19 protein-coding genes are annotated in these 20,938 nt (G+C 58.6%); 13 read left to right on the top strand and 6 right to left on the bottom strand.

Going from position 1 to position 20,938, the window contains the following annotated elements; genetic code table 11:
* The first annotated feature begins 117 nt into the window (after positions 1 to 117).
* The 4 genes from ACR0J0_RS11440 to ACR0J0_RS11425 all read left to right on the top strand — a co-directional run bounded on the left by ACR0J0_RS11440 (position 118) and on the right by ACR0J0_RS11425 (position 4,453).
* Positions 118 to 909: a 23S rRNA (adenine(2030)-N(6))-methyltransferase RlmJ gene (locus tag ACR0J0_RS11440; RefSeq protein ID WP_480664032.1), complete on the top strand. Its 792-nt coding sequence runs from the start codon at positions 118 to 120 to the stop codon at positions 907 to 909.
* Positions 910 to 1,105: 196 nt separating this feature from the next.
* A complete protein-coding gene (locus ACR0J0_RS11435) occupies positions 1,106 to 2,005 on the top strand; it encodes a sterol desaturase family protein (protein ID WP_480664030.1) in 900 nt (299 codons plus the stop codon).
* A gap of 18 nt (positions 2,006 to 2,023) precedes the next feature.
* Positions 2,024 to 2,521 (top strand): DUF2141 domain-containing protein, encoded by a 498-nt coding sequence (locus ACR0J0_RS11430; RefSeq protein ID WP_480664028.1) that lies wholly within the window; start codon positions 2,024 to 2,026, stop codon positions 2,519 to 2,521.
* Positions 2,522 to 2,713: 192 nt separating this feature from the next.
* Positions 2,714 to 4,453, top strand: a complete 1,740-nt coding sequence (locus ACR0J0_RS11425; protein ID WP_480664026.1) for an adenylate/guanylate cyclase domain-containing protein — start codon at positions 2,714 to 2,716, stop codon at positions 4,451 to 4,453.
* Between the two features lie 65 nt (positions 4,454 to 4,518).
* Here ACR0J0_RS11425 and ACR0J0_RS11420 read toward each other — a convergent pair whose 3' ends face one another.
* Positions 4,519 to 6,093: a 2-isopropylmalate synthase gene (locus tag ACR0J0_RS11420; protein WP_480664024.1), complete on the bottom strand. Its 1,575-nt coding sequence runs from the start codon at positions 6,091 to 6,093 to the stop codon at positions 4,519 to 4,521.
* 291 nt (positions 6,094 to 6,384) lie between these two features.
* Here ACR0J0_RS11420 and ACR0J0_RS11415 point away from each other — a divergent pair, with 291 nt between their 5' ends.
* Complete coding sequence (locus ACR0J0_RS11415) at positions 6,385 to 7,050, top strand: SDR family NAD(P)-dependent oxidoreductase (protein WP_480664022.1); 666 nt, start codon at positions 6,385 to 6,387, stop codon at positions 7,048 to 7,050.
* A gap of 6 nt (positions 7,051 to 7,056) precedes the next feature.
* On the opposite strand, the gene ACR0J0_RS11410 is transcribed toward ACR0J0_RS11415, so the two are convergent.
* The gene (locus ACR0J0_RS11410) at positions 7,057 to 8,514 is read right to left on the bottom strand and encodes an MORN repeat-containing protein (protein WP_480664020.1); all 1,458 of its coding nucleotides are present in this window, start codon (positions 8,512 to 8,514) and stop codon (positions 7,057 to 7,059) included.
* Between the two features lie 147 nt (positions 8,515 to 8,661).
* Here ACR0J0_RS11410 and ACR0J0_RS11405 point away from each other — a divergent pair, with 147 nt between their 5' ends.
* The 3 genes from ACR0J0_RS11405 (at position 8,662) to ACR0J0_RS11395 (ending at position 12,369) form a co-directional block, all read left to right on the top strand.
* Positions 8,662 to 10,320 carry an NAD+ synthase gene (locus tag ACR0J0_RS11405; protein ID WP_480664018.1) on the top strand — a complete coding sequence of 553 codons (1,659 nt, stop codon included), beginning with the start codon at positions 8,662 to 8,664 and terminating at the stop codon, positions 10,318 to 10,320.
* Between the two features lie 333 nt (positions 10,321 to 10,653).
* Positions 10,654 to 10,887, top strand: coding sequence for a hypothetical protein (locus ACR0J0_RS11400; RefSeq protein ID WP_480664017.1), 234 nt, complete (start codon positions 10,654 to 10,656; stop codon positions 10,885 to 10,887).
* Between the two features lie 153 nt (positions 10,888 to 11,040).
* Positions 11,041 to 12,369 (top strand): NAD(P)/FAD-dependent oxidoreductase, encoded by a 1,329-nt coding sequence (locus ACR0J0_RS11395; RefSeq protein WP_480664015.1) that lies wholly within the window; start codon positions 11,041 to 11,043, stop codon positions 12,367 to 12,369.
* A gap of 4 nt (positions 12,370 to 12,373) precedes the next feature.
* On the opposite strand, the gene ACR0J0_RS11390 is transcribed toward ACR0J0_RS11395, so the two are convergent.
* Positions 12,374 to 13,306: an MBL fold metallo-hydrolase gene (locus ACR0J0_RS11390; protein WP_480664013.1), complete on the bottom strand. Its 933-nt coding sequence runs from the start codon at positions 13,304 to 13,306 to the stop codon at positions 12,374 to 12,376.
* A 116-nt stretch (positions 13,307 to 13,422) separates the two neighbouring features.
* Here ACR0J0_RS11390 and ACR0J0_RS11385 point away from each other — a divergent pair, with 116 nt between their 5' ends.
* Complete coding sequence (locus ACR0J0_RS11385) at positions 13,423 to 13,857, top strand: DUF1801 domain-containing protein (protein ID WP_480664011.1); 435 nt, start codon at positions 13,423 to 13,425, stop codon at positions 13,855 to 13,857.
* Between the two features lie 59 nt (positions 13,858 to 13,916).
* A complete protein-coding gene (gltX, locus tag ACR0J0_RS11380) occupies positions 13,917 to 15,242 on the top strand; it encodes a glutamate--tRNA ligase (RefSeq protein ID WP_480664009.1) in 1,326 nt (441 codons plus the stop codon).
* A 51-nt stretch (positions 15,243 to 15,293) separates the two neighbouring features.
* Here the strand turns inward: gltX and ACR0J0_RS11375 are convergent, their stop codons facing one another.
* On the bottom strand, positions 15,294 to 15,863 hold the full coding sequence (locus ACR0J0_RS11375; RefSeq protein WP_480664007.1) for a gamma-glutamylcyclotransferase family protein: 570 nt from the start codon (positions 15,861 to 15,863) through the stop codon (positions 15,294 to 15,296).
* 95 nt (positions 15,864 to 15,958) lie between these two features.
* On the opposite strand from ACR0J0_RS11375, the gene ACR0J0_RS11370 reads away from it, so the two are divergent.
* The gene (locus ACR0J0_RS11370; RefSeq protein ID WP_480664005.1) at positions 15,959 to 16,411 is read left to right on the top strand and encodes an RrF2 family transcriptional regulator; all 453 of its coding nucleotides are present in this window, start codon (positions 15,959 to 15,961) and stop codon (positions 16,409 to 16,411) included.
* Here the strand turns inward: ACR0J0_RS11370 and ACR0J0_RS11365 are convergent.
* Entirely contained in the window at positions 16,408 to 18,936 is a 2,529-nt protein-coding gene (locus tag ACR0J0_RS11365; protein WP_480664003.1) for an ABC transporter permease, read from the bottom strand. The two genes, ACR0J0_RS11370 and ACR0J0_RS11365, sit on opposite strands and share 4 nt — an antisense overlap.
* On the bottom strand, positions 18,933 to 19,628 hold the full coding sequence (locus ACR0J0_RS11360) for an ABC transporter ATP-binding protein (protein ID WP_480664001.1): 696 nt from the start codon (positions 19,626 to 19,628) through the stop codon (positions 18,933 to 18,935). The genes ACR0J0_RS11365 and ACR0J0_RS11360 overlap by 4 nt, the downstream gene beginning before the upstream one ends.
* Before the next feature lie 50 nt (positions 19,629 to 19,678).
* On the opposite strand from ACR0J0_RS11360, the gene ACR0J0_RS11355 reads away from it, so the two are divergent.
* Together ACR0J0_RS11355 and ACR0J0_RS11350 are read left to right on the top strand one after the other, a co-directional pair.
* The gene (locus ACR0J0_RS11355) at positions 19,679 to 20,320 is read left to right on the top strand and encodes an arylesterase (protein WP_480663999.1); all 642 of its coding nucleotides are present in this window, start codon (positions 19,679 to 19,681) and stop codon (positions 20,318 to 20,320) included.
* 3 nt (positions 20,321 to 20,323) lie between these two features.
* Positions 20,324 to 20,938 carry an SOS response-associated peptidase gene (locus tag ACR0J0_RS11350; RefSeq protein ID WP_480663997.1) on the top strand — a complete coding sequence of 205 codons (615 nt, stop codon included), beginning with the start codon at positions 20,324 to 20,326 and terminating at the stop codon, positions 20,936 to 20,938.

Here is a 20,938-nt window from a genome sequence, read left to right as displayed (position 1 = left end):
CGACTCGACGGTTCCGGGACGGATGACTTATAGGGTGCCAACACGCCCGGTAAAAGGGTTGATTCCACGGCAATCAGCACCTTTCCGCCTTAATTGGTAGGGACTTTAGAAGGCAACATGCTCTCATATCAACATATTTACCACGCTGGTAACCTCGCGGACGTCCACAAGCACGCAATTTTGGCGGAAACGCTGGCTTATATGACCAAGAAGGACAAACCGCTGAGCTACATCGAAACCCATTCGGGGCGCGGGCTGTACCATCTGGACTCGGATCAGGCCGTTCAGACCGGTGAAGCTGCAGCCGGTATCGAACGCGCATTGACCGAAGACTGGTTTTCTGCGGACCATCCGCTGAGCCGGGCCATTGCCGCCGTTCAGGCGCGATACGGCCAGTCCGCCTATCCGGGGTCACCGTTGATCGCAGCGAACCTGTTGCGTCCGCAGGACAGGATGCATCTGGCCGAGTTGCATCCACAGGAATACCGCGCGCTTTCTGATGCATTGGTCACGACCGATGCCCGAACCTATCGTCAGGATGGCTTTGAGCTGGCGCAATCCCTGCTGCCGCCGACACCGCGCCGAGGCGTTTTGCTGATTGATCCAAGCTATGAGATCAAATCCGATTATGACCGGTTGCCTGGTATCATCGCCTCATTGAACCGAAAATGGAATGTGGGTGTGATTGCGCTGTGGTATCCGATCCTGGCCAATGGGCGGCATCAGGCGATGCGCGACGCATTGGCAAAGCGAGAATTTCCCAAGGTTCTGCATCACGAAGTGCGGTTCCCAGCCGCGCGTAAGGGGCACGGGATGGTGGGATCCGGCATGTTCATTGTGAACGCGCCCCATGGTCTGAGCGATTCCGCCAGAACGCTGCGTAACTTGTTCGGCAGGCTGTCTGCCTAAGCTTGCACAGGTACATTTTCCACGAGCTCAAGGGTTTTCTTTTCCGAACAGTAGCGTCGTCCGGCATGAAACCACTTGTGACAGTAATGACACTGCGGGAGATTCCCTGTTTTTTAAAGACGGGACCTTGAATTCTGACTGCGGCTCCGTAAATAAACTGTCATCTGTGACAGAGAACGGGAATCGGAACGCTTCGATGGACTTCCTAAGCCGCCATATCAGTGACTTTCATCTGAGTTACTGGGAAACCTTGATCGACGACTGGTTTTTCGTCTTCGCCATGGCCTTTCTGGCCTTCGAGCTGATCCGCTATGCCGTCGTCAAAAAACTGAACTGGCAGATGATGGGTGACACCGTCACCAATTTCATCACGCTGGTTTTCTTCATCGGTATCAGCTTTGTTCTGCTGGCCGGTTTTTACATCGGTGCCTATGTCTGGGCGTCGCAATTCGCAGTGTTCGACATACCAACCATCTGGGCCTCGTTCATCATCGTGCTGATCCTTGCGGACCTTGCTTACTATTGGGAGCACCGGATTCTTCACCGGATCAACTTCCTCTGGGCCACGCACTCGGTCCACCACAGCTCGCCCTTCTTCAATATCTCGGTGGCCTACCGCCATGGTCCGCTGGACGGTTTCTGGCCGCTGTTTTTCCACCTGCCGCTGGTTCTTCTGGGCTTCAACCCGTTCATGGTTCTGGTCGCGGAACTGCTGGTGCAGCTGTATCAGACGGCCCTGCATACCGAGGTGATCAAGAAGCTGTGGCGCCCGATCGAGTATATCTTCAACACGCCCTCGCATCACCGTGTGCACCACGGGTCCAACCGCAAATATCTGGACAAGAACTATGCCGGCATCCTGATCATCTGGGATCGCATGTTCGGAACCTTTGAAGAGGAAAACGAAAAGGTGGTCTATGGTCTGGTCAAGCCAATCGACTCGATCAATCCCTTCGTCGCCTTCCTTCATGGCTTTGCCCGCCTGTTCAAGGACGTATGGAACATGCCGGGGTTCGGCAACAAGCTGGGTGTCTTCTTCGGGCCACCGGGCTGGCAGCCAAAGAACAGCCGTAAGCAACGTAAACCAGCAGAGTAGCACGAAAGAGCGCAAAAGATGCCAAGCAACACACAACGCATCGTCGCGGCCATCGTGACAGCAGGGCTGTTCGTCGGAGGGGCCTGGGTCGCCTCGGGCTTTAGTGCCAACATTGACGACGCCGCAGCCTCGACCACCGGAGCTTCGCAAAACGAGGGCCTGACCGTCAATCTGCACGGCGCACGCAGCACCAAGGGCAACGTGATCGTCATGGCCTTTGACCAGCAGACGGCGTTTGACAATATGGATTACACCAAGGCCGCCGGCTATCTTGAGGCTCCGGCTTCCGAGACACCGCTCCGGTTCGACTTCCCCGATCTCGATAGCGGTTACTTTGCCATAATCGCCTTTCACGACGAGAACGGGGATTATGACTTGAACTATGACGCAAATTACATGCCGACCGAGGGGTACGCGGTGTCGGGGATGAATGACCTCAACGACTCGCCGGTGTATGAGTACTCGCTGGTCGGGGCGGAAAAGCCAGCGGACCTGACCTTGTTTTACTGGCCGTAGAGCTTTCACAGTTCGATCACACGATGGGGGCGGCCTGACGAAGGCTGCGCTTATTTGTCTGAATAACTCGGTTTTCAGGCAGCGAACTGGGGCTATGGACATCATTCGCCAAGCTGCCTGAACCGCCCATATCCGCGAATTTCCTTGTTAGGGTGTGCCGCCCGGCACTAGAATTGCCGCAGGGGGGGTGCGATGGATCGCCGACTTGCCGCAGTTTTGGCAGCCGATATGGTTGGTTACAGCCGGTTGATGGAAACCGATGAGCAGGGCACGCTTGCCCGTCTGCGCACACACCGGATCGAACTCATTGATCCGTCGATTGAAAAAAACGGCGGCAAAATCATCAAAACGACGGGCGACGGAATGCTGGTCGAATTTCCCAGCGCCAGCGATGCCGTTCTGTGTGCGGTCGAGGTCCAAAACCGGATGTTTCGCCGCAATGCCGACGTGCCAAAGGATCAGCGCATCCAATTCCGGATTGGCATCAACCTTGATGAGATTATCTTTGAAGACGACGATATCTTTGGCAGCGGGGTCAACGTGGCCGCCCGCCTTGAGCAATCCGCCAATGCCGGAGAGGTGCTGATTTCCGGCACCGTTCATGATCAGGTCACCAACCGTCTGGACTTGGGCTATCAGGATTTGGGGGATCTTTCGCTCAAGAATCTGACCCAGCCTGTACGCGCCTTTCGCGTCGAATTGGACGCACCGGCCGAGGCTGCAGATGAAAGTGTGGCGGGCGAGGGTTCGACCAAAGTCGTTAAACCTTCGATTGCGGTCTTGCCGTTCGAGAACATGAGCGGCGACCCGGAGCAGGAGTTCTTTGTCGACGGCCTGACTGAAGATCTGCTGACCGAACTCAGCCGTCGGCACGAGCTGTTTGTGATCTCGCGCAATTCGAGTTTTGTCTACAAGGGGCAGGCCGTGAACCTGCGCGAGGTAGGCGAGGCTTTGGGCGCGCGGTACATCGTCGAAGGCAGCGTTCGCAAGGCTGGCAACCGATTGCGAGTGACCGTGCAGTTGATCGACAGTCAGAGTGACGGGCATATCTGGGCCGAAAAATATGACCGCGATCTGGACGACATATTCTCGATACAGGATGAGGTTACATCGGCAGTTGTCGCCACCCTGCCGGGACGTATTGAGGCATCGCAGCAAGAAGGTTTGACACGAAAGCAGCCGTCCAACCTGGCGGCATATGAATGTGTTCTGGCGGCAAAAGTCCTGCATCATCGCAGCACGCGCGAGGATAATGCCGAGGCCACCAATCTGATAGACCGGGCGATCGAGCTGGACCCCGAATACGCGCATGCGCATGCCTGGAGCGGGTGTATCCGCGGGCAGGCCTGGGGATATGGCTGGTGCGATGATCCGGAAGAGATGCTGGCAGAGTGTGAGGAGGCAATCCACAAAGCCGCGTCCCTGGATGACAATGACGCAGACGTGCATCGGTTGATGGCCGCCGTTGCAATCCTGCGCAACAAGCTGGCGCGCGCCCGGTATCATCAGGAACGCGCCCTGTCTTTGAACCCGAACTATGATCTGGTTGTGGTCCAGATGGGCGAGCTTTTGACCTGGGTGGGCCGACCCGAGGAAGGGGCCGAGTGGATTCAGAAGGCGATGCGCCTCAACCCCCACCACCCAGCGCGATTCTGGAGCCATCTGGGCCGCGCCCGCTTCACCGCCAAACAGTATGAGCAGGCGCTGGACGACTTTGCCCGTCTGCCACTGTTGGACTTGGCTCAGAACGCCTATGTCGCCGCGTGCCACGGATGGCTGGGAAATTCGGATAAGGCAAAAAGGTATGCTCGGGCTATTTATGCCGAAAATCCTGAGTTCAAAATCGCGGATTTAATTGCCACGCTGCACTATGACACCGAAGATGCCGTACAGCACCTGGTTCAGGGGCTAGAGAAGGCAGGCCTTTCCTGAGAGCCTACGTCTTGACCAAAAAAACGGCCCGAAATCTCGGGCCGTCTGTTTTGAACACTGTGTGTTTAGGTCAGGTCTTTGTAGCTGATCTCGCGCGCATCTGCGCCGGGGCCGGCCTTTTCGCGGCGCACGATCAGGCGATTCAGCGCGTGGATATACGCCTTGGCCGAGGCCACGACCGTATCCGTATTGGCGGACTGTCCGGTTGCGATCATGCCGTCTTCTTCCAGTCGTACCGATACCGTGGCCTGTGCGTCCGTTCCGGCAGTTACCGCATGAACCTGATACAGCTGCAGATGTGCTGTGTTCGGATGCACCACGCGAATGGCGCGGAACGCGGCATCGACAGGGCCATCGCCGGATTCTGTGGCGATGACCTCTTTGCCGTCCACTTCCATTTCGAGCGTGGCTTCGGCCTTGCCGACGGTGCCGCAGGTGACCTTCATGGATACAAGCTGCAGGTGATCGTCGCCGTCATCATCGTCCAGCGTCATCAGGGCGATGATGTCGTCGTCGAACACTTCTTTCTTGCGGTCAGCCAATTCCTTGAACCGAACGAAGATATCCTTGAGCTGGTTGTCGCCAACCTCATAGCCCAGAGTGTTCAGTTTGTCGCGCAGCGCCGCGCGGCCCGAATGCTTGCCCAGGGGCAATGAGGTGCCGGACAGACCGATATCTTCGGGGCGCATGATCTCAAAGTTTTCGCGGTTCTTCAGCATCCCGTCCTGATGGATGCCGCTTTCATGCGCGAACGCGTTCTTGCCGACGATCGCTTTGTTGAACTGCACGTTGAAGCCGGACACCGTCGCGACACGCCGCGAGATATGCATGATCTTGGTGGTGTCGATACCCGTTTTCCACGGCATGATATCGTTGCGCGTGCGCAGCGCCATCACAACCTCTTCCAATGCGGTGTTGCCTGCGCGTTCACCCAGACCGTTAATGGTGCATTCGATTTGACGCGCACCACCCGCGACCGCAGCCAGCGAGTTCGCGGTCGCCATGCCAAGGTCGTTATGGCAGTGGGTCGCGAAGACCACCTCATCCGCGCCCGGAACCGTTTCAATCAGGCGTTTGATCAGGTCGGCGGACTCCATCGGTGCCGTGTAGCCCACGGTGTCAGGAATGTTGATCGTCGTCGCACCGGCCTTGATCGCGATCTCGATCACGCGGCACAGATAGTCCCACTCGGTCCGGGTCGCATCCATTGGCGACCACTGCACGTTTTCGCACAGGTTGCGGGCGTGGCTGACCGTTTCGTGGATTTTCTCGGCCATCTCATCCTGTGTGAGGTTCGGAATGGCGCGGTGCAGCGGCGATGTGCCGATGAAGGTGTGAATCCGGCTTTTGCCTGCGTGTTTCACAGCCTCCCAGCAGCGGTCGATATCCGCGAAATTGGCGCGGGCCAGACCACAGATACGGCTGTTTTTCGACCGTTGGGCAATCTCGGATACCGCCTTGAAATCACCTTCGGATGCGATGGGGAACCCGGCCTCGATGATATCGACGCCCATGTCGTCCAGCAGCTCGGCAATCTCGAGCTTTTCGTCATGGGTCATGGTCGCGCCGGGGCTTTGCTCGCCGTCGCGCAGGGTTGTGTCAAAGATCAAGACACGGTCTTGGTCGGTCACGTTGTTCATGGGAATCTCTTTCTTCTTCTGTCCTAAAGCCTGTGGCGCGCGGGCGTCCTCCTCTGAGCGGGCGCGCCGGATGGCACGCTCAGAGGCGGATTAGGATCAGTAGGCCACGCAGAGACGCACCGCGAATGGCGGTGTCGGCAACAAGGATATCTGCGCGGTTGATCATGGGATTGAGGTTATACATCGCGGGACAGGAATGAAAAGAACCAATTTGCACCTTCCGTTTGCCGCTGTTTCCTTTTCTCTTGTGCGGGCGTTGATCGCGACATCCCGGCGGCTAGTTCATTCTGTATGAAAACTGCACTCATCATCGGAGCATCGGGCGGAATAGGGGGCGCAATTAGTGAAAACCTCGACCGGCAGTCGGTTGCGGTCACTCGCTTGTCGAGATCGCAGGACAGCTTTGACCTGACCAACCCCGAGGACGTTAACCAGACGCTTACAGAGACGGCTGGGCCTTTTGACTTGATCCTGATTGCGTCCGGAGCTTTGGAGGTCAACGGAGCGCCGCCGGAAAAGACCATCAAATCAGTATCTGCACAGGCGATGATGGATCAGTTCGCGTTAAACGCCGTAGGTCCTGCTTTGGTCTTGGGCCACGCCGCGCGCCTGTTGCCCCGTGACCGGCGGTCGGTTTTTGCTGTTCTGTCGGCTCGTGTCGGGTCTATTGGTGACAACCGCCTCGGAGGTTGGATCAGCTATCGGGCGTCCAAGGCAGCGGTGAACCAGATTGTCCGGACATCCGCGATTGAGCTGGCCCGAACTCACAAGCAATCAATTTGCGTGGCCCTGCATCCGGGCACGGTACAGACAGCTTTCACTGAAAAATATGTGGGGCGGCACCCGGCCGTTGAGCCGGATGAAGCAGCGGAACACCTGTTAGCTGTAGCAAAGGCCCTGAGTCCGGCCGATACGGGTGGGTTTTTCGACTGGGCCGGTCGACCGGTACCGTGGTGAAGTAGGTCAGCCGTCAGAGGGCGGGGTTTCCGGCTCGCTTTCGGTGTTGTTTTCCTCAGGTGCAGTAACGTTTTCTCTCGGAAGGACGCCGTTTTCCCAAACGCCGGTTTCTTCCTGACCATTCGCGTACCGCATTGTGCCGTTCCCGTGCCGCTTGTTATCCAGGAAGGTTCCCTCATAAACGTCACCGGTGGCATAGGTCGCGGTCCCTTCACCGCTGATCTTCCCTTCGGCCCAAGCACCGGTATAGGTGAAGCCGCGCAGCGTTTTTATGGTTCCCTGACCATGGCGCTGGCCGTCTTTGAAGTCGCCCTCATAGACCGTTCCATCAGGGAAGTTGGCTTTGCCTTTGCCCTGGCGCGCGCCTTCAACCCAATCGCCCTCGTAACGATAGCCATTTGCAAAGGTCAGAACGCCGGTGCCATGGCTCAGCCCGTTTCTGAACTGCCCTTGGTAAACGACACCGTTGGGGTAGGTGGCCTTGCCATTGCCTTCAAAGATACCGGCGGTCCATTCACCGTCGTAGACTGTTCCGTCTGGATAGGTCTGGACGCCCTTGCCATGAGGCAGATCCGCGCTGAAATCTCCGGTATAGGTCGCGCCGTCGGGGTAGGTGACCTCACCCAGCCCTTCGATTTGCCCGTCTTTCCATTCTCCGGTGTAGTCAAACCCGTCGGTCCCCAGAAAGCGCCCTTTGCCGTGGCGGCGGTCATCCAAATACTCGCCTTCATAGGTCGCGCCATTGGCATAGGTGGCCTTGCCATTTCCCTGTCGGCGACCATCGATCAGATCGCCTTCGTAGAGGTCACCATTGGCTTGCAACAGGCGACCTTTTCCGGTCATGCTGTCCTGGGACCAATCGCCGGTGTATGTCATTCCATCGGATACAGTCAGGGTACCCTGTCCGTCGCGCATTCCGTCCTTGATGTCGCCTTCGTAAACGCTGCCCTGCGCCGAGGTGATTTTACCTTTGCCATGCTTAACGCCATCGACCCAATCGCCATCGTAGCTGTACCCGCTGGGATCGGTCAGAACACCCTTGCCGTGATAGCGCGCGTCCTTGAAGTTGCCTTCGTAGCGGACGCCGTTCGAGTACGTCGCGACGCCGGTTCCGTTGATTGAGCCGTTGGACCATTCACCTTCGTAGCTGCCGCCATCCGGGTAGATAATCTTGCCCTGACCTTCGGGTTGCCCCTGCGCGAACATCCCCTCATAGACCGAGCCATTGACGTAGCGCGCGATGCCCTTGCCCTGAATTTCGCCTTCGACCCACTCGCCGACATATTCGAACCCGTTCGGCAAGCGATAGGTGCCTTCGCCGTGGCGCAGGCCGTTCAGGAATGTACCTTCGTACACACCACCGACATCGTCATCCGCAACGATCACCTGCCCGTCCTGCGCAAAGGCGGATGCGGCCAGAAAAGCCAGCGCCGTGGCGGCAAAAGAAATGCGGATAGCGTTCATGGTTGTTCCTGCGTTGCCCGGTTGTCACCTGTTCGCGCAAAACTAAGATACCCGTGCGGACAGAGCAACGTGTTTTGCCGCATTTGCCTTTTACTCGCGGTGCGATCTGCTAAATGGCAATAGGACTGACGAGGGCAAGAGGGCAGCATGACCAACCGTTTCCGCATCACTCTGGCGCAACTCAACCCCACTGTTGGGGATATCGAAGGGAATGCGGCCAAGGCGTTGGCGACCTGGAAACAAGGGAAAGAAGCTGGCGCTGATCTGGTGGCTTTCCCGGAAATGTTCATCACCGGCTACAATACGCAGGACCTGATAATGAAGCCGGTGTTTCACCAGGCGGCCATGGCAGCGGTTCAGAACCTGGCGGCGCAATGTGCGGATGGCCCGGCGATTGCCATTGGAGGTCCCTGGGCGGAAAACGGTGATCTTTTTAATGCTTACCTCATCCTCAAAGGTGGCCGCATCGGCAGCAAGGTTCTGAAGCACCACCTGCCGAATGAAACAGTGTTCGATGAAGTGCGCCTGTATGATGCCGGGCCGCTGGGCGGGCCCTACTCGGTCGGGAACTCCCGGATCGGCAGCCCGATCTGCGAAGATAGCTGGCACCCGGACGTTGCAGAGACGCTGGAAGAGACCGGGGCAGAATTTCTGCTGATCCCGAATGGCTCGCCTTACTTTCGCAATAAATACGATGTGCGTCTGAACCATATGGTCGCCCGTGTGGTCGAAACCGGCTTGCCGCTGATCTACCTGAACATGGTTGGCGGGCAGGACGATCAGGTTTTTGATGGGGCAACGTTTGGCCTCAACCCCGGCGGTGAAATGGCGTTCCGGATGCCGGTTTTCGACGAGGCCGTTACTCAGATTGACCTGGAACGCGGTGATGGTGGCTGGCGCATTGTGCCGACCGAGATCGTGCCGCAACCCGATGAATGGGAGCAGGACTATCGCGCAATGGTCCAATCGCTGCGCGACTATATGGGTAAAACCGGGTTCAAAAAGGCACTGTTGGGGCTGTCGGGTGGCGTGGATTCGGCTTTGGTTGCAACCATTGCCGTGGATGCCATCGGCGCTGAAAACGTCCGCTGCGTGATGCTGCCGTCGGAGTATACTAGCCAGGCCTCGTTGGATGACGCTGAGGCTGTCGCGAAGGCGCTGGGCGTGCATTACGACTACGTGCCGATCTCGGACAGCCGAGCGGCGGTTACCGACACTCTGGCCAGCCTGTTCGCCGGGCGTGACGCGGACTTGACCGAGGAAAACATCCAGTCCCGCCTGCGCGGATTGCTGTTGATGGCGATCTCCAACAAATTCGGCGAGATGCTGCTGACCACGGGCAACAAATCCGAGGTCGCAGTCGGGTATGCCACGATTTATGGCGACATGAATGGCGGCTATAACCCGATTAAGGACCTGTACAAGACTCGCGTGTTTGAAACTTGCCGCTGGCGCAACGCCAATCACCGCGACTGGATGATGGGCCCTGAAGGCGAGGTGATCCGCCCTTCGGTCATCGACAAGCCACCCAGTGCCGAACTGCGCGAAGATCAGAAGGACAGCGATAGCCTTCCGGATTATCCCGAGCTGGACGCCATTTTGGAAATTCTGGTCGACCGCGACGGTTCGATTGCTGATTGCGAAGCGGCCGGGTTCGACGCCGATGTTGCCCGCCGCGTTGAACACCTGATTTATATCAGCGAGTACAAACGCTTTCAGTCCGCGCCCGGGACACGTCTGACCAAGCGGGCGTTCTGGCTGGACCGCAGATACCCGATCGTAAACCGTTGGCGGGACCGATCCTGAACCGAATCCGGACGCGGCAGCGCAGAGTTTTTCTAAGTTTCTGAAATTCGCAAAATGATCCTGTGTGTGCGCATTGTTTTTGATGTGCGTACAATGCTTTTGTGAATTGACCGCCCGCGGCGCAACGCGCTTGAAAGTATGACATTTTTCTGCCACATTTTGGCTTAATTGCCGCCTCAAGTGGGGCAGATGCGGCGCATTTGAAATGGCTCGGTGCCCCTGTTCCGGGTCGCGTGTGTCGCATCAGTAGCTGGGTGTCTGTGTTAACGATTTGGTGTGAAAATGCGTGAGCAATACGATAGGTCTCTCCACTCGCCATTGCCGTGGAAAACCATGGAGTCTGAGGGACGCGAACTGAACGAAAGCAAACTCGATTCTGCGATTGCCGATCTGATGGGGGCCGAGGCGCCGTCAGAGCCGCAAAAGACGCAGCGCGAACCGGCAACCTCTTCGGTTCTTCCGGAACTACCTTCACAGGAAAGCTTGAACGAAGAAACCTCGGGCAATGAGGCTGGGCTTGCAGCCACTCTGCGCCAAAAATGGGCTGAACTGTGCGGTGCCGCATAACGGCCCGACTCAGTTGGCCAAATAGTGTTCGGGTCCATTCTGGCACTATGGCCACAGCTTCTGAAAATTGTGAAACTCACGTCGTCTGACGTGTTGCCTAAGGGCGGATACCGGGCATTCATTGCGGTCCGAGCAATGAAGTAAGAGCGGTAGATGCCCGGCCCAAAGCCAACCCCCGTAGAACCTGATCTTCACCTGCCCAAAGCTGTTGATGTCGTTGTTATCGGCGGGGGAATTATTGGTGCCGCCACCGCGCTGGAACTGTCAGAACGGGGCGCGTCCGTTCTTTTGTGCGAAAAGGGCCAGATTGCGGGCGAGCAGAGTTCCAGGAATTGGGGCTGGGTCCGTTTGGGTATGCGTGACCCGCGTGAAATTCCATTGGTTCTTGAGGCCCAGAACATTTGGGAAAACCTGGATCACCGCATCGGCCGAAAGACCGGCTTTAGACGCTCTGGTATATTATTCGGGGCCTCTGGCGCACGAGATCAGAAAAACTTGGAGCGCTGGGCGTGTCACGTGGACGGGTTGCAAACCGGTGCGAAGATGGTGTCAGGCGCTGAGTTGGAGGCTCTGCTGCCCGGGAACCGAACTGAATTGGACTGTGCCCTGTTTATGCCTCAGGACGGTAGGGCTGAGCCGCAATGGGCGGCCCCCGCAATCGCCGAGGCTGCGCGTGACAAGGGTGCATCTTTGGTCACCAACTGCGCGGTGCGCAGCGTGGACGTTCAGGCCGGTCATATCGCGGGTGTGTTTACCGAGCGCGGCCGGGTCGCCTGTGAGCGTGTTGTTCTGGCCGGCGGCGCGTGGTCTCGCTTGTTTGCCGGGAATGCCGGGATCGAACTACCGCAGCTCAAGGTGCTTAATACGGTTCTGCGCACCTCGCCAGCGGACGGACCCGAAACAGCCCTGTGGTCCAGCGATTTCGCGATACGGAAGAGGGCCGATGGCGGCTATACCATTGCGTCGGGACATGAAAACACAGTGGACATCGTGCCGGACAGTTTCCGGCTCGGGTTGCAGTTTCTGCCGGCATTCCGACAGGAATGGCGATCCCTGCGTTTCAGGTTCTCAAAACGCTGGGCGGCGGAGGCAGGGCAGGACCGTTCGTGGCTGCCCACTGACGTAACACCGTTCGAGCATTGCCGCGTTCTCGATCCGGAGCCCTCTGCCAAGGCCCTGAGGCAAGCTTGGGCTCATGCACGCAAAGGTTTCCCGGCACTTGATCAGGCTGAGATTGTCCAAAGTTGGGCAGGTTTAATCGACGTCACGCCAGACGCAATCCCTGTCGTATCTGGCGTCGATGAAATTCCGGGGATGTTCATTGCCACAGGATTTTCAGGTCACGGCTTTGGCATCGGTCCCGGCGCGGGCCGATTGATGGCCGATCTGGTTTGTGGAACCACGCCATGCGTAGATCCGGCCGCCTTTCGCCTGTCCCGTTTCACGGATGGGTCAAAAGTACGGCCGGACGCGGGTTACTGATGTATCAGCCCATCATCTGATAGCTGACCGGGACAAAGCGGAACCCATCGCCGCGTGTCTCGACAAAGCCAGCCGCCGGGAACGGCATGTGATAGCCGATCATCGGGACTTTGTCTGCCGCCAACATACCCAGGACGTTGCGGCGGGATGCGGTGGCTGCGGCCTTGTCCATGTCAAAGCGAACCTCCCATTCCGGATGGGCAAAGGACCAGACATAGTGGTTTGCTAGGTCTGCTGTCAGCACCAGGCGTTGACCGTTGCTTTCCAGGTGATAGACGGTGTGACCCGGCGTGTGCCCGTAAGCTGCAGTAGCGGTAATCCCGGATGCCACTTCGCCACCGTCTTCCACAAAGGTCATTTTCTCGGCCAACGGCGTCACCTTGGCTGCGACCAGATCGCCGACACGATTGCCCGCGTCCTGCGCTGCCCAGAAATCGTATTCCGGAGACGCTGTCACATAGCGCGCATTCGGGAAGGTCGGCGCATCATTGGTGGTCATGCCGCCAATATGATCGGGATGCATATGGGTGATGACGACAACATTAATCTGATCCGGGGTGACACCGGCATCCGCCAGTGCTGCCTGGATACCGCCTTGTCCCAGCCCTGTGTCGAACAGAACCAGCTCTGACCCGGTGTTGACGAGTGTCGGGGTAAAGAAGAATTGCGCGACATCCGGTGTGATAAAGTTATCCGCCGACACTTTCGCAAAGTCTTCGTCCGAAGCGCCACCACCAAAGATCTCCTGCGCTCCGTCGCGGGGCAGGCTGCCATCCAGCAGAGTGGTTACGGTAAAATCGCCCAGCTTAAAGGACTTGGCGATGGTCGAGTTTGCCTTGGTCTCAGTTCCGGCCGCCAGAACCGGTGCGGCGGCTGCGGCAAACGGCAAAGCTGCCGCGGTGCCTAGGGCTGCGCGGCGTGTCATTTTGATGGTCATTTTGGTTCTCCCTGTCAGAACACCAATAGGTGAGTTAGGTCAGCGCAAGTCTCTTGCCAGTTTATACATCTTTCAAATGGGCTGCGTGGATGAACATTACGTGTTAATTTTTGTTTATGTCGCGATCTGTGAATAAGACCGTCCCTACCGGACAAAGTGTCGACAGCTTTCTTTCTGCCGTTCAGCCCGCGAAAAAAGCGGAAGATGCGTGCGCTTTAAACTTGCTGTTTCGAAAAACCACCGGGTTTGAACCTGTGATGTGGGGGACATCAATCGTTGGGTACGGCCGTTACCACTATCGGTACAAAACCGGGCGCGAAGGCGACTTTCTGGCAACTGGCTTTTCCCCGCGCAAAACGGCATTGTCGATCTATATCATGCCCGGATACGCGGACTTCGGGGATATCCTGTCCCGATTGGGCAAGCACAAGCTGGGCAAATCCTGTCTCTACGTGAACAAGCTGGCGGATATCGATATGGACGTTCTTTCCGAACTGATCCGAGCCGGGTTGAAAGACCTCAACCAACATTGGCCCGTCGAGCCGACCTGAAACCCCTGCTGGACAAAAACGCGCCTTTGTGACAAGAGCCGCGCCAACAGGAGACACCTATGACAACCACCCGTTTTGCCCCGTCGCCCACCGGTTACATCCATGTGGGCAACCTGCGCACCGCCCTGATGAACTATCTGATCGCCCGCAAAGCAGGCGGCACGTTCATCCTGCGCATCGACGACACCGATCCTGAACGGTCGAAGGAAGAATATGTCGACGCCATCAAACAGGATATGGAGTGGCTGGGCCTGCACTGGGACCGGGTTGAGCGGCAGTCGGATCGACTGGACCGCTATGCCGAAGCCGCTGACAAGCTGCGCGAGATGGGTCGGTTTTATGAGGCGTTCGAGACGCCAACCGAGCTGGACCTGAAGCGCAAGAAGCAATTGAACATGGGCAAGCCGCCGGTTTATGACCGGGCTGCGCTGAACCTGTCGGACGCTGAGAAAGAGGCCCTGCGCGCCGAGCGTGGCAATGGTGTCTGGCGCTTCAAGCTGGATCACGAGCGGATCGAATGGAATGACGGCATTCTGGGCGACATCTCGATCGACGCCGCATCGGTATCTGATCCTGTGCTGATCCGCGGCGACGGTCAGGTTCTCTATACGATTGCCTCCGTGGTTGACGATACCGAGATGGGCGTGACGGATGTGGTGCGTGGCTCGGATCACGTGACCAACACCGCGACGCAGATTCAGATCATCGAAGCGCTGGGCGGCAACTGCCCGCGTTTTGCCCACCATTCCTTGCTGACCGGCCCGCAAGGTGAGGCGCTATCGAAACGTCTTGGCACGCTGGCCCTACGCGATCTGCGCGAACAGGGCGTGCAGCCAATGGCGCTGCTGAGCCTGATGGCACGTTTGGGCTCGTCCGATCCGGTCGAGCTGCGGTCCGACATGGCAGAACTGATCGAAGGCTTCGACGTGAACCGCTTTGGCGCGGCGCCGACTAAGTTTGACGTTCAGGACCTGTTCCCGCTGACCGCGAAGCACCTGCAGTCCCTACCGCTGGCCGATGTGGCCGAGGCTGTGGCAGAGGCGGGCGTTCCAGCTGATCTGGCCGAGTCGTTCTGGGCGATGGCGCGTGAGAACATCACCACTCTGGCCGATCTCAAGGGCTGGTGGGAGCTGTGCCGTGACGGGGCCGAGCCTCTGATTGCGGATGAGGATCGTGACTTTATCGCCGAGGCAATGACCCTGCTGCCCGACGATCCGTTCGATGGCGAAACCTGGGGCAAATGGACCAGCGCCGTGAAAGAGGCCACGGGCCGTAAAGGCAAAGGCCTGTTCATGCCGCTGCGCAAGGCGCTGACCGGTATGGAGCGTGGGCCTGAGATGGCTACCTTGTTGCCATTGCTGCAGGTGATCCGCGCGCGCGGCTAAGCGTCCAATGATATTGAGCTGAAGGGCGGGGTCAAACGATCCCGCCTTTTTCTATGCCGTCTGCACGATCCGCGCAGCGATACGGTTGAGGCGGTCATCCACGTACTCGACCTCGGTCGGTTTCAACTGCTGGTGGCGCGGGTATCTGGGCTCGGCGCGGTCGTTCAGGATCGGGGATTCCCAACCATCGGTGGTGGCAAAGAAACGATCCGCTCCGTCCTCGCCAAACGCGCGGAGATAGCCTTGAACGACCACGTCGATGTAACTCAGCAAAAGCGGGTGGCGATTGGTCGGAGCGTTGTGGCGGCCGTGCGGCACCGCGTAGACGGCAATTTCGACCTCATGCTTCAACGGGTGTGTAACCGACTGAGTCGCGGGGACCCGGTCATACGCCCATTCCCGCTCGTCCAATGCGGCCCAGTCGTTTTTGGGGACGTGGGCGATCATGCCTTCGATCTCTGACTCTGCGTCCGGCACGGCCGTCAGAAAGGCAACCGGGCGCAGGTCGGTATGCCGCCAGGCGCGCCGCCATCCTTTTAACCGGGCTGGACGCGCGTCGGGAAAGTCGTGGGTCGCAAGGTTCACGAGGCTGCCGTAACCAAAGAAATAGGGGTCTGCCATGCGCCGTTCGGTCCTTTCCTGACGATTGATGTATGTCAAACCGCTTTTTTGCCGGACATGCAATAAGGTCGCATCTTGATTTTAGGGAGGCCCCTATGCGGATTACCAAACGAACGAACATTGCAGTGCGCTTGCTGATGTACTGCGCGGCGCATCAGGACAGGTTGGTCACGAAATCTGAAATTGCCGAAGTGTGCAATATTTCCGAGAACCATCTGGCCCAAGTGATCAATCAGCTTAGCCAACTAGGCTATCTCAGCACCCAGCGCGGACGCAATGGTGGCATGATGCTTGGCCGGTCGGCTGATCAGATACGCATCGGGTCGGTGTTCCGTCATGTCGAAGGCGATCTGCCCTTGGCCGAGTGTTTTGCGGATGCAGACAACACATGCCCGTTGACGGACGCCTGCCGTCTGCGATTGGCGCTGCAGGACGCGGCAGAGGTGTTCTACGCCTCGCTGGACGAGATCACCCTGGACGCCCTTGTGTGCGACAACGATCATCTGCTGCAAATCCTGCAACCGGTCGCCTGCGCGCGCGTCGCTTAATCGCTGGCGCGCAGGATAGTTGCAGGACGAACGGCTAAGGGGCGCAATGCAAAGATCAGCCCTGCGCCGAGCGTCACGATGATGCCTGCCAATACGATACCGATCGCGGACGTCCAGATGACGGAAAACCCGGTGTCGAAGATATAGGTGGCTACCGCCCAGCCCCCCAGAATGCCTGTAAGCAGGGCAACGCCACCTGCGGCAGCGCCCAGAAATAGGGCGCGCAACGCAAAGCTGAGCAGAATTCTACGCCGATCCGCGCCGAGTGTCTTGAGGATCGCGGCTTCGTACCGGCGGGCGGGCTCTCCGGCGGCGGCTGCGCCGATCAGGACCAGGAAACCCGTCAGCAGGGAAATGCCCGCGCCATAGGAGGTGGCGGCCGCTATCCCTGCCAGCAGGCCGGACACACGGTCAATGGCGTCGCGAACCCGGATCGCGGTTATGTTGGGGAATTGCCCTGCCAAATCGCGCAGTATCGCGGCTTCGGCCTGTTCCTCGGCATAGACCGTCGCGATGAAGCTGTGCGGAGCACCGGCCAATGCCGACGGGTTCAATGACATGATAAAGCCCATGCCAGCGTTCGAGAAATCCACCTCGCGCAAGGACGTAAGTTCTGCGGTTATGTCCCGCCCCAATATGTTGACTGTCAGCTGGTCGCCAAGTTTCAGACCCATTTCCTCAGCTTCTTCGGCCGCAAAGCTTACTTGCGGCGCGCCTGAATAGTCTTCGTCCCACCATTCTCCGGCGGTAATGCGCGTGTTTGCGGGCGGTTGGACCGAATAGGTGACACCCCGGTCACCATCCAGAACCCAGTGGTCGCCTGCTACCTCGCGCGCGGGTCGGCCGTTGATCTGTGTGATGATCCCGCGCAGCATCGGCGCGCTTTCGATCCGGCTGACTGCCGGGTCGGACGTCAGACGCTCGGAAAAGCCCGGCATCTGGTCCTTTTGTATGTCGACGAAGAAATAAGAGGGGGCGACATCCGGTAGATTTCCGGAAATTGCGTTGCGCAGGGTGCCGTCAATCTGACCGACGACGGCCAGGACCGAAAGCCCAAGCCCCAAAGACAGCACGACAGATGCAGCGCCTTCACGCGGGTCGGAAATGGCTGACAAAGCCCACCGCAGGGCCGGGCGTCCGCGCGCCGATGGGGTGCTTATGCGCGCTAGCCTGCGCACCGCAAAGGCGGCAACAGACAGCAACAGCAGCGCGCCTGCCAGCCCGCCGGCGGTCCAGAGGGTCAGACGCGCCGAGCCGCTGAACCAGGCGGCCGATAGGACCAGCAGGATTAAGCCCGCTCCGGTCGCAATGACATAGACGCCTCGGGGGAGCGCCTGGGCCGAAGTCAGCGCGTCGCGGAACAAGGTCGCTGCGCGCACCTCTTCGGTGCGGGCGAGAGGCCAGAGCGTGAACAGAAAGGCCGTAAGCAGCCCGTAAAGCGCGGCTTCTGCCAGAGGCGCAGGATACAGCGAAAATACAGCAGGTACCGGAAGGCTGGCTTCAATCAGCGGTGCGAGCAACAGGGGCAGAGCTCCGCCCAAGGCCACGCCAAGCAGGATGCCGATCCCCGACAAAACACCGATCTGGATCATATAGGTCTGAAAAATAGTCGCCTTGTCTGCCCCCAAAGTGCGCAGCGTCGCAATGGTTTCCGTCTTCTGAGACAAATAGGCGCGCACAGCGGCAGATACGCCGATGCCGCCGACAGCCAGACCGGACAGTCCAACCAGCACCAAAAAGGCGCTGAGCCGTCCAACAAACTCCGCGATCCCCGGCGCGCCGTTTCGTGCATCGGTCCAGCGCATGCCGGTGCCATCAAAATTCTGCTGCGCCTCAACCGACAGGCGTTCAAGATTGGTGTCCGAAGACAGGTTCAACCGGTACTTCGTGGAAAACAACGTTCCCGGTGCCAACAAACCCGATGCCTCCAAGTCCTCAGTTCTGACCAGCGTGCGCGGACCCAGTCCAAAACCGTCCGCGGCCCCGTCCGGTTCATGGATCAGAGCCGCCGTCAAAACGAACTCCTGCGTGCCGAGGGCAAAGCGATCTCCGACCGTAAGGCCAAGCCGATCAATCAGCGACGGGTCCATAATCGCCCCGGGAAGGCCCTGATGCGTGCCCAGTGCGTCCGAAAGCGGCATTGCAGGTTCAAGAACGGGTGATCCCAACAAGGGGTATGTGTCATCCACCGACTTGACCTGGGTGAGCGCGCGTTGCGCTTCGGCGCCTTGTTCGAAAACAGCCATGGACCGGAAATCAACCACCTCGGACACATCGGTCCCGGTCCGGTCCATCCATGCGCGTTCGTCATCCGTTGCGAACCGGTAGGTGAACTCCAATTGAGCGTCCCCGCCCAGCAGGGCCGCGCCTTCCTTGGTCAAACCCGCCTGGATCGCATGGCGGACTGACCCAACGGCGGCAATCGCGGCTACACCAAGCGCGAGACAGGCCAGAAAAACGCGAAACCCGCGCAACCCTCCACGCAGTTCCCGGCGTGCCAGACGCCCGGCGAGGCGGAGGCTCATTCCGCAGCCTCTTGATGTGTTTCTTCCGCGATACGCCCATCCCGCAACCGGACCACCCGGTCGCATTTGCGAGCAAGGCTGTGGCTGTGCGTCACCAGAACCAGCGTGGCCCCGTGTCTGTCGCGCAGGCCAAACAGCAAATCCACGATGGCCGCGCCGTTCGCTTCGTCGAGGTTTCCTGTGGGCTCGTCCGCCAGCAAAATCTGCGGGCGCGGCGCCGCGGCGCGGGCAAGCGCCACACGTTGTTGTTCGCCACCCGACAATTGCGCCGGGTAGTGGTCGCGCCGGTGGGAAAGGCCTACAGCATCCAATTCGGCCTCGGCGCGTTGAAACGCATCCTTGTGTCCGGCCAGTTCCAACGGTGTGGCCACGTTTTCAAGCGCGGTCATGGTTGGGATCAGGTGGAAATTCTGGAACACCACCCCCATCGCGTTGCGCCGGAAACGCGCCAGAGCGTCTTCGTCCATTTCGGTCAGGTTGTGACCAAGGGCTGTGATCTTGCCACCGGTCGCCTGTTCCAAACCGCCCATCAGCATCAATAGCGAGGATTTGCCCGATCCTGACGGCCCGACCAGCCCCAGCGTTTCGCCCTTTTGCACGGTCAGGGTAATGTCATGCAGGATATTCACCCGACCAGCATTGCCATCCAGCGACAAAGCGGCATTTTTAAGCGAAAGAACAGGTGTCGTCATAGATCTTTCCAAGAGGGGGCGGTCAATTGGGATATGGAGCGGTTCGCAAAATGCGCAAGGCCTTGATGTCGGTACTGTTTGTGTGTTGCGGCTTTGCCGCCACAGCGGAGCCAGTGGTCATTGCGGCACTTGGAGATTCGCTCACTCAGGGCTACGGACTACCGGAACAGGATGGTTTTGTCCCTCAGTTGGATCAATGGCTGAAAGATCAGGGTGCGGATGTACGCCTGATCAATGCCGGCGTTTCCGGGGATACAACTGCCGGTGGCGCTGCGCGTGTGGACTGGACACTGACGCCCGATGTGGATGGAATGATCGTGGCGCTGGGCGGGAACGATCTGCTGAGGGGGATAGATCCAGCCCTATCGCGCGCCAACCTGCAGACAATCGTCAAAACTGCGCGTATGGCTGATGTTGAGGTTCTGTTGATCGGAATGCAGGCACCGGGAAACTATGGCACCGATTACAAACAAGCCTTTGATGCGATGTACCCGGAGTTAGCACAAGAGTTTCAGGTGCTGTTTGCGGAAAGCTTCTTCGAAGGGTTACAATCGAACGGTGATCCCAGCGCAGTAAGGCCTTTCATGCAACCTGACGGTATCCACCCGAACAAAGCAGGTGTCGCGCTGATCGTAGAAGCGCTCGGCCCTTCTGTATTGGAGCTGGTCGATGCGTCTGCCGGGCAGGATTGAGCAATGCCGGGGCGATTTTTCCTGACACGACCCATGTCCGAGATTGCCCAAATGCTGAACATCCCGAACGGTATCGGCCCTCAACCACCGCGTCGAAACATACAGCCAGGCCAGGAAGTGATTGTACTGACGGAGGCTGGGTTTAAACCAATGCGCTGGGGTATGATCCCCGTCGGCCGCGTAAATGCCCGCGGGCGACCCGTGATGGAAACCATCATCAATGCCCGATCCGAGACTGTCTTTGACAAGACGGCCTTCGAGGGCGTTGGCCGCGCGGTGGTGCCGGTGGACGGGTGGTATGAGTGGACCGGTGACAAACGCCGCAAAACCGCGTGGCGGATCAAAGCGGCAGATGGCTCACCTCTGTTCTTTGCGGCGATTACCGACAGATGGAACGCTCCGGGTGGTCTGCACGTCGACCAGTTCGCTGCCGTAACATGCGCCCCGAATGCAGATGTGGAACCCATTCATCACCGGATGGGAGTCCTGCTGGACCGCGCTGGTGTTCAGACCTGGCTTACCGGTTCCGAAGAACAGGCCAAGGCATTGACACTGCCCTGGCCTGACGGATTGCTGCATATCGAAGAGGCGACAGACGTCGACTGGTCCGGACCCTGA

Source organism: Ruegeria sp. BF12, from assembly GCF_056538705.1.
Note: the sequence above shows the minus strand (reverse complement) of the source record. Positions and strands in the feature narration are given on the sequence as shown.

What these genes read in the sequence shown, in the direction of transcription:
- ACR0J0_RS11405 (WP_480664018.1), top strand. Translation starts at nt 8,662, where the DNA reads ATGACCAACCGTTTCCGCATCACTCTGGCGCAACTCAACCCCACTGTT.
- ACR0J0_RS11410 (WP_480664020.1), bottom strand. Translation starts at nt 8,514, where the DNA reads ATGAACGCTATCCGCATTTCTTTTGCCGCCACGGCGCTGGCTTTTCTG.
- ACR0J0_RS11360 (WP_480664001.1), bottom strand. Translation starts at nt 19,628, where the DNA reads ATGACGACACCTGTTCTTTCGCTTAAAAATGCCGCTTTGTCGCTGGAT.
- ACR0J0_RS11415 (WP_480664022.1), top strand. Translation starts at nt 6,385, where the DNA reads ATGAAAACTGCACTCATCATCGGAGCATCGGGCGGAATAGGGGGCGCA.
- ACR0J0_RS11385 (WP_480664011.1), top strand. Translation starts at nt 13,423, where the DNA reads ATGTCGCGATCTGTGAATAAGACCGTCCCTACCGGACAAAGTGTCGAC.
- ACR0J0_RS11435 (WP_480664030.1), top strand. Translation starts at nt 1,106, where the DNA reads ATGGACTTCCTAAGCCGCCATATCAGTGACTTTCATCTGAGTTACTGG.
- ACR0J0_RS11440 (WP_480664032.1), top strand. Translation starts at nt 118, where the DNA reads ATGCTCTCATATCAACATATTTACCACGCTGGTAACCTCGCGGACGTC.
- ACR0J0_RS11420 (WP_480664024.1), bottom strand. Translation starts at nt 6,093, where the DNA reads ATGAACAACGTGACCGACCAAGACCGTGTCTTGATCTTTGACACAACC.
- gltX (WP_480664009.1), top strand. Translation starts at nt 13,917, where the DNA reads ATGACAACCACCCGTTTTGCCCCGTCGCCCACCGGTTACATCCATGTG.
- ACR0J0_RS11355 (WP_480663999.1), top strand. Translation starts at nt 19,679, where the DNA reads ATGCGCAAGGCCTTGATGTCGGTACTGTTTGTGTGTTGCGGCTTTGCC.
- ACR0J0_RS11400 (WP_480664017.1), top strand. Translation starts at nt 10,654, where the DNA reads ATGGAGTCTGAGGGACGCGAACTGAACGAAAGCAAACTCGATTCTGCG.
- ACR0J0_RS11365 (WP_480664003.1), bottom strand. Translation starts at nt 18,936, where the DNA reads ATGAGCCTCCGCCTCGCCGGGCGTCTGGCACGCCGGGAACTGCGTGGA.
- ACR0J0_RS11395 (WP_480664015.1), top strand. Translation starts at nt 11,041, where the DNA reads ATGCCCGGCCCAAAGCCAACCCCCGTAGAACCTGATCTTCACCTGCCC.
- ACR0J0_RS11350 (WP_480663997.1), top strand. Translation starts at nt 20,324, where the DNA reads ATGCCGGGGCGATTTTTCCTGACACGACCCATGTCCGAGATTGCCCAA.
- ACR0J0_RS11390 (WP_480664013.1), bottom strand. Translation starts at nt 13,306, where the DNA reads ATGACCATCAAAATGACACGCCGCGCAGCCCTAGGCACCGCGGCAGCT.
- ACR0J0_RS11425 (WP_480664026.1), top strand. Translation starts at nt 2,714, where the DNA reads ATGGATCGCCGACTTGCCGCAGTTTTGGCAGCCGATATGGTTGGTTAC.
- ACR0J0_RS11370 (WP_480664005.1), top strand. Translation starts at nt 15,959, where the DNA reads ATGCGGATTACCAAACGAACGAACATTGCAGTGCGCTTGCTGATGTAC.
- ACR0J0_RS11430 (WP_480664028.1), top strand. Translation starts at nt 2,024, where the DNA reads ATGCCAAGCAACACACAACGCATCGTCGCGGCCATCGTGACAGCAGGG.
- ACR0J0_RS11375 (WP_480664007.1), bottom strand. Translation starts at nt 15,863, where the DNA reads ATGGCAGACCCCTATTTCTTTGGTTACGGCAGCCTCGTGAACCTTGCG.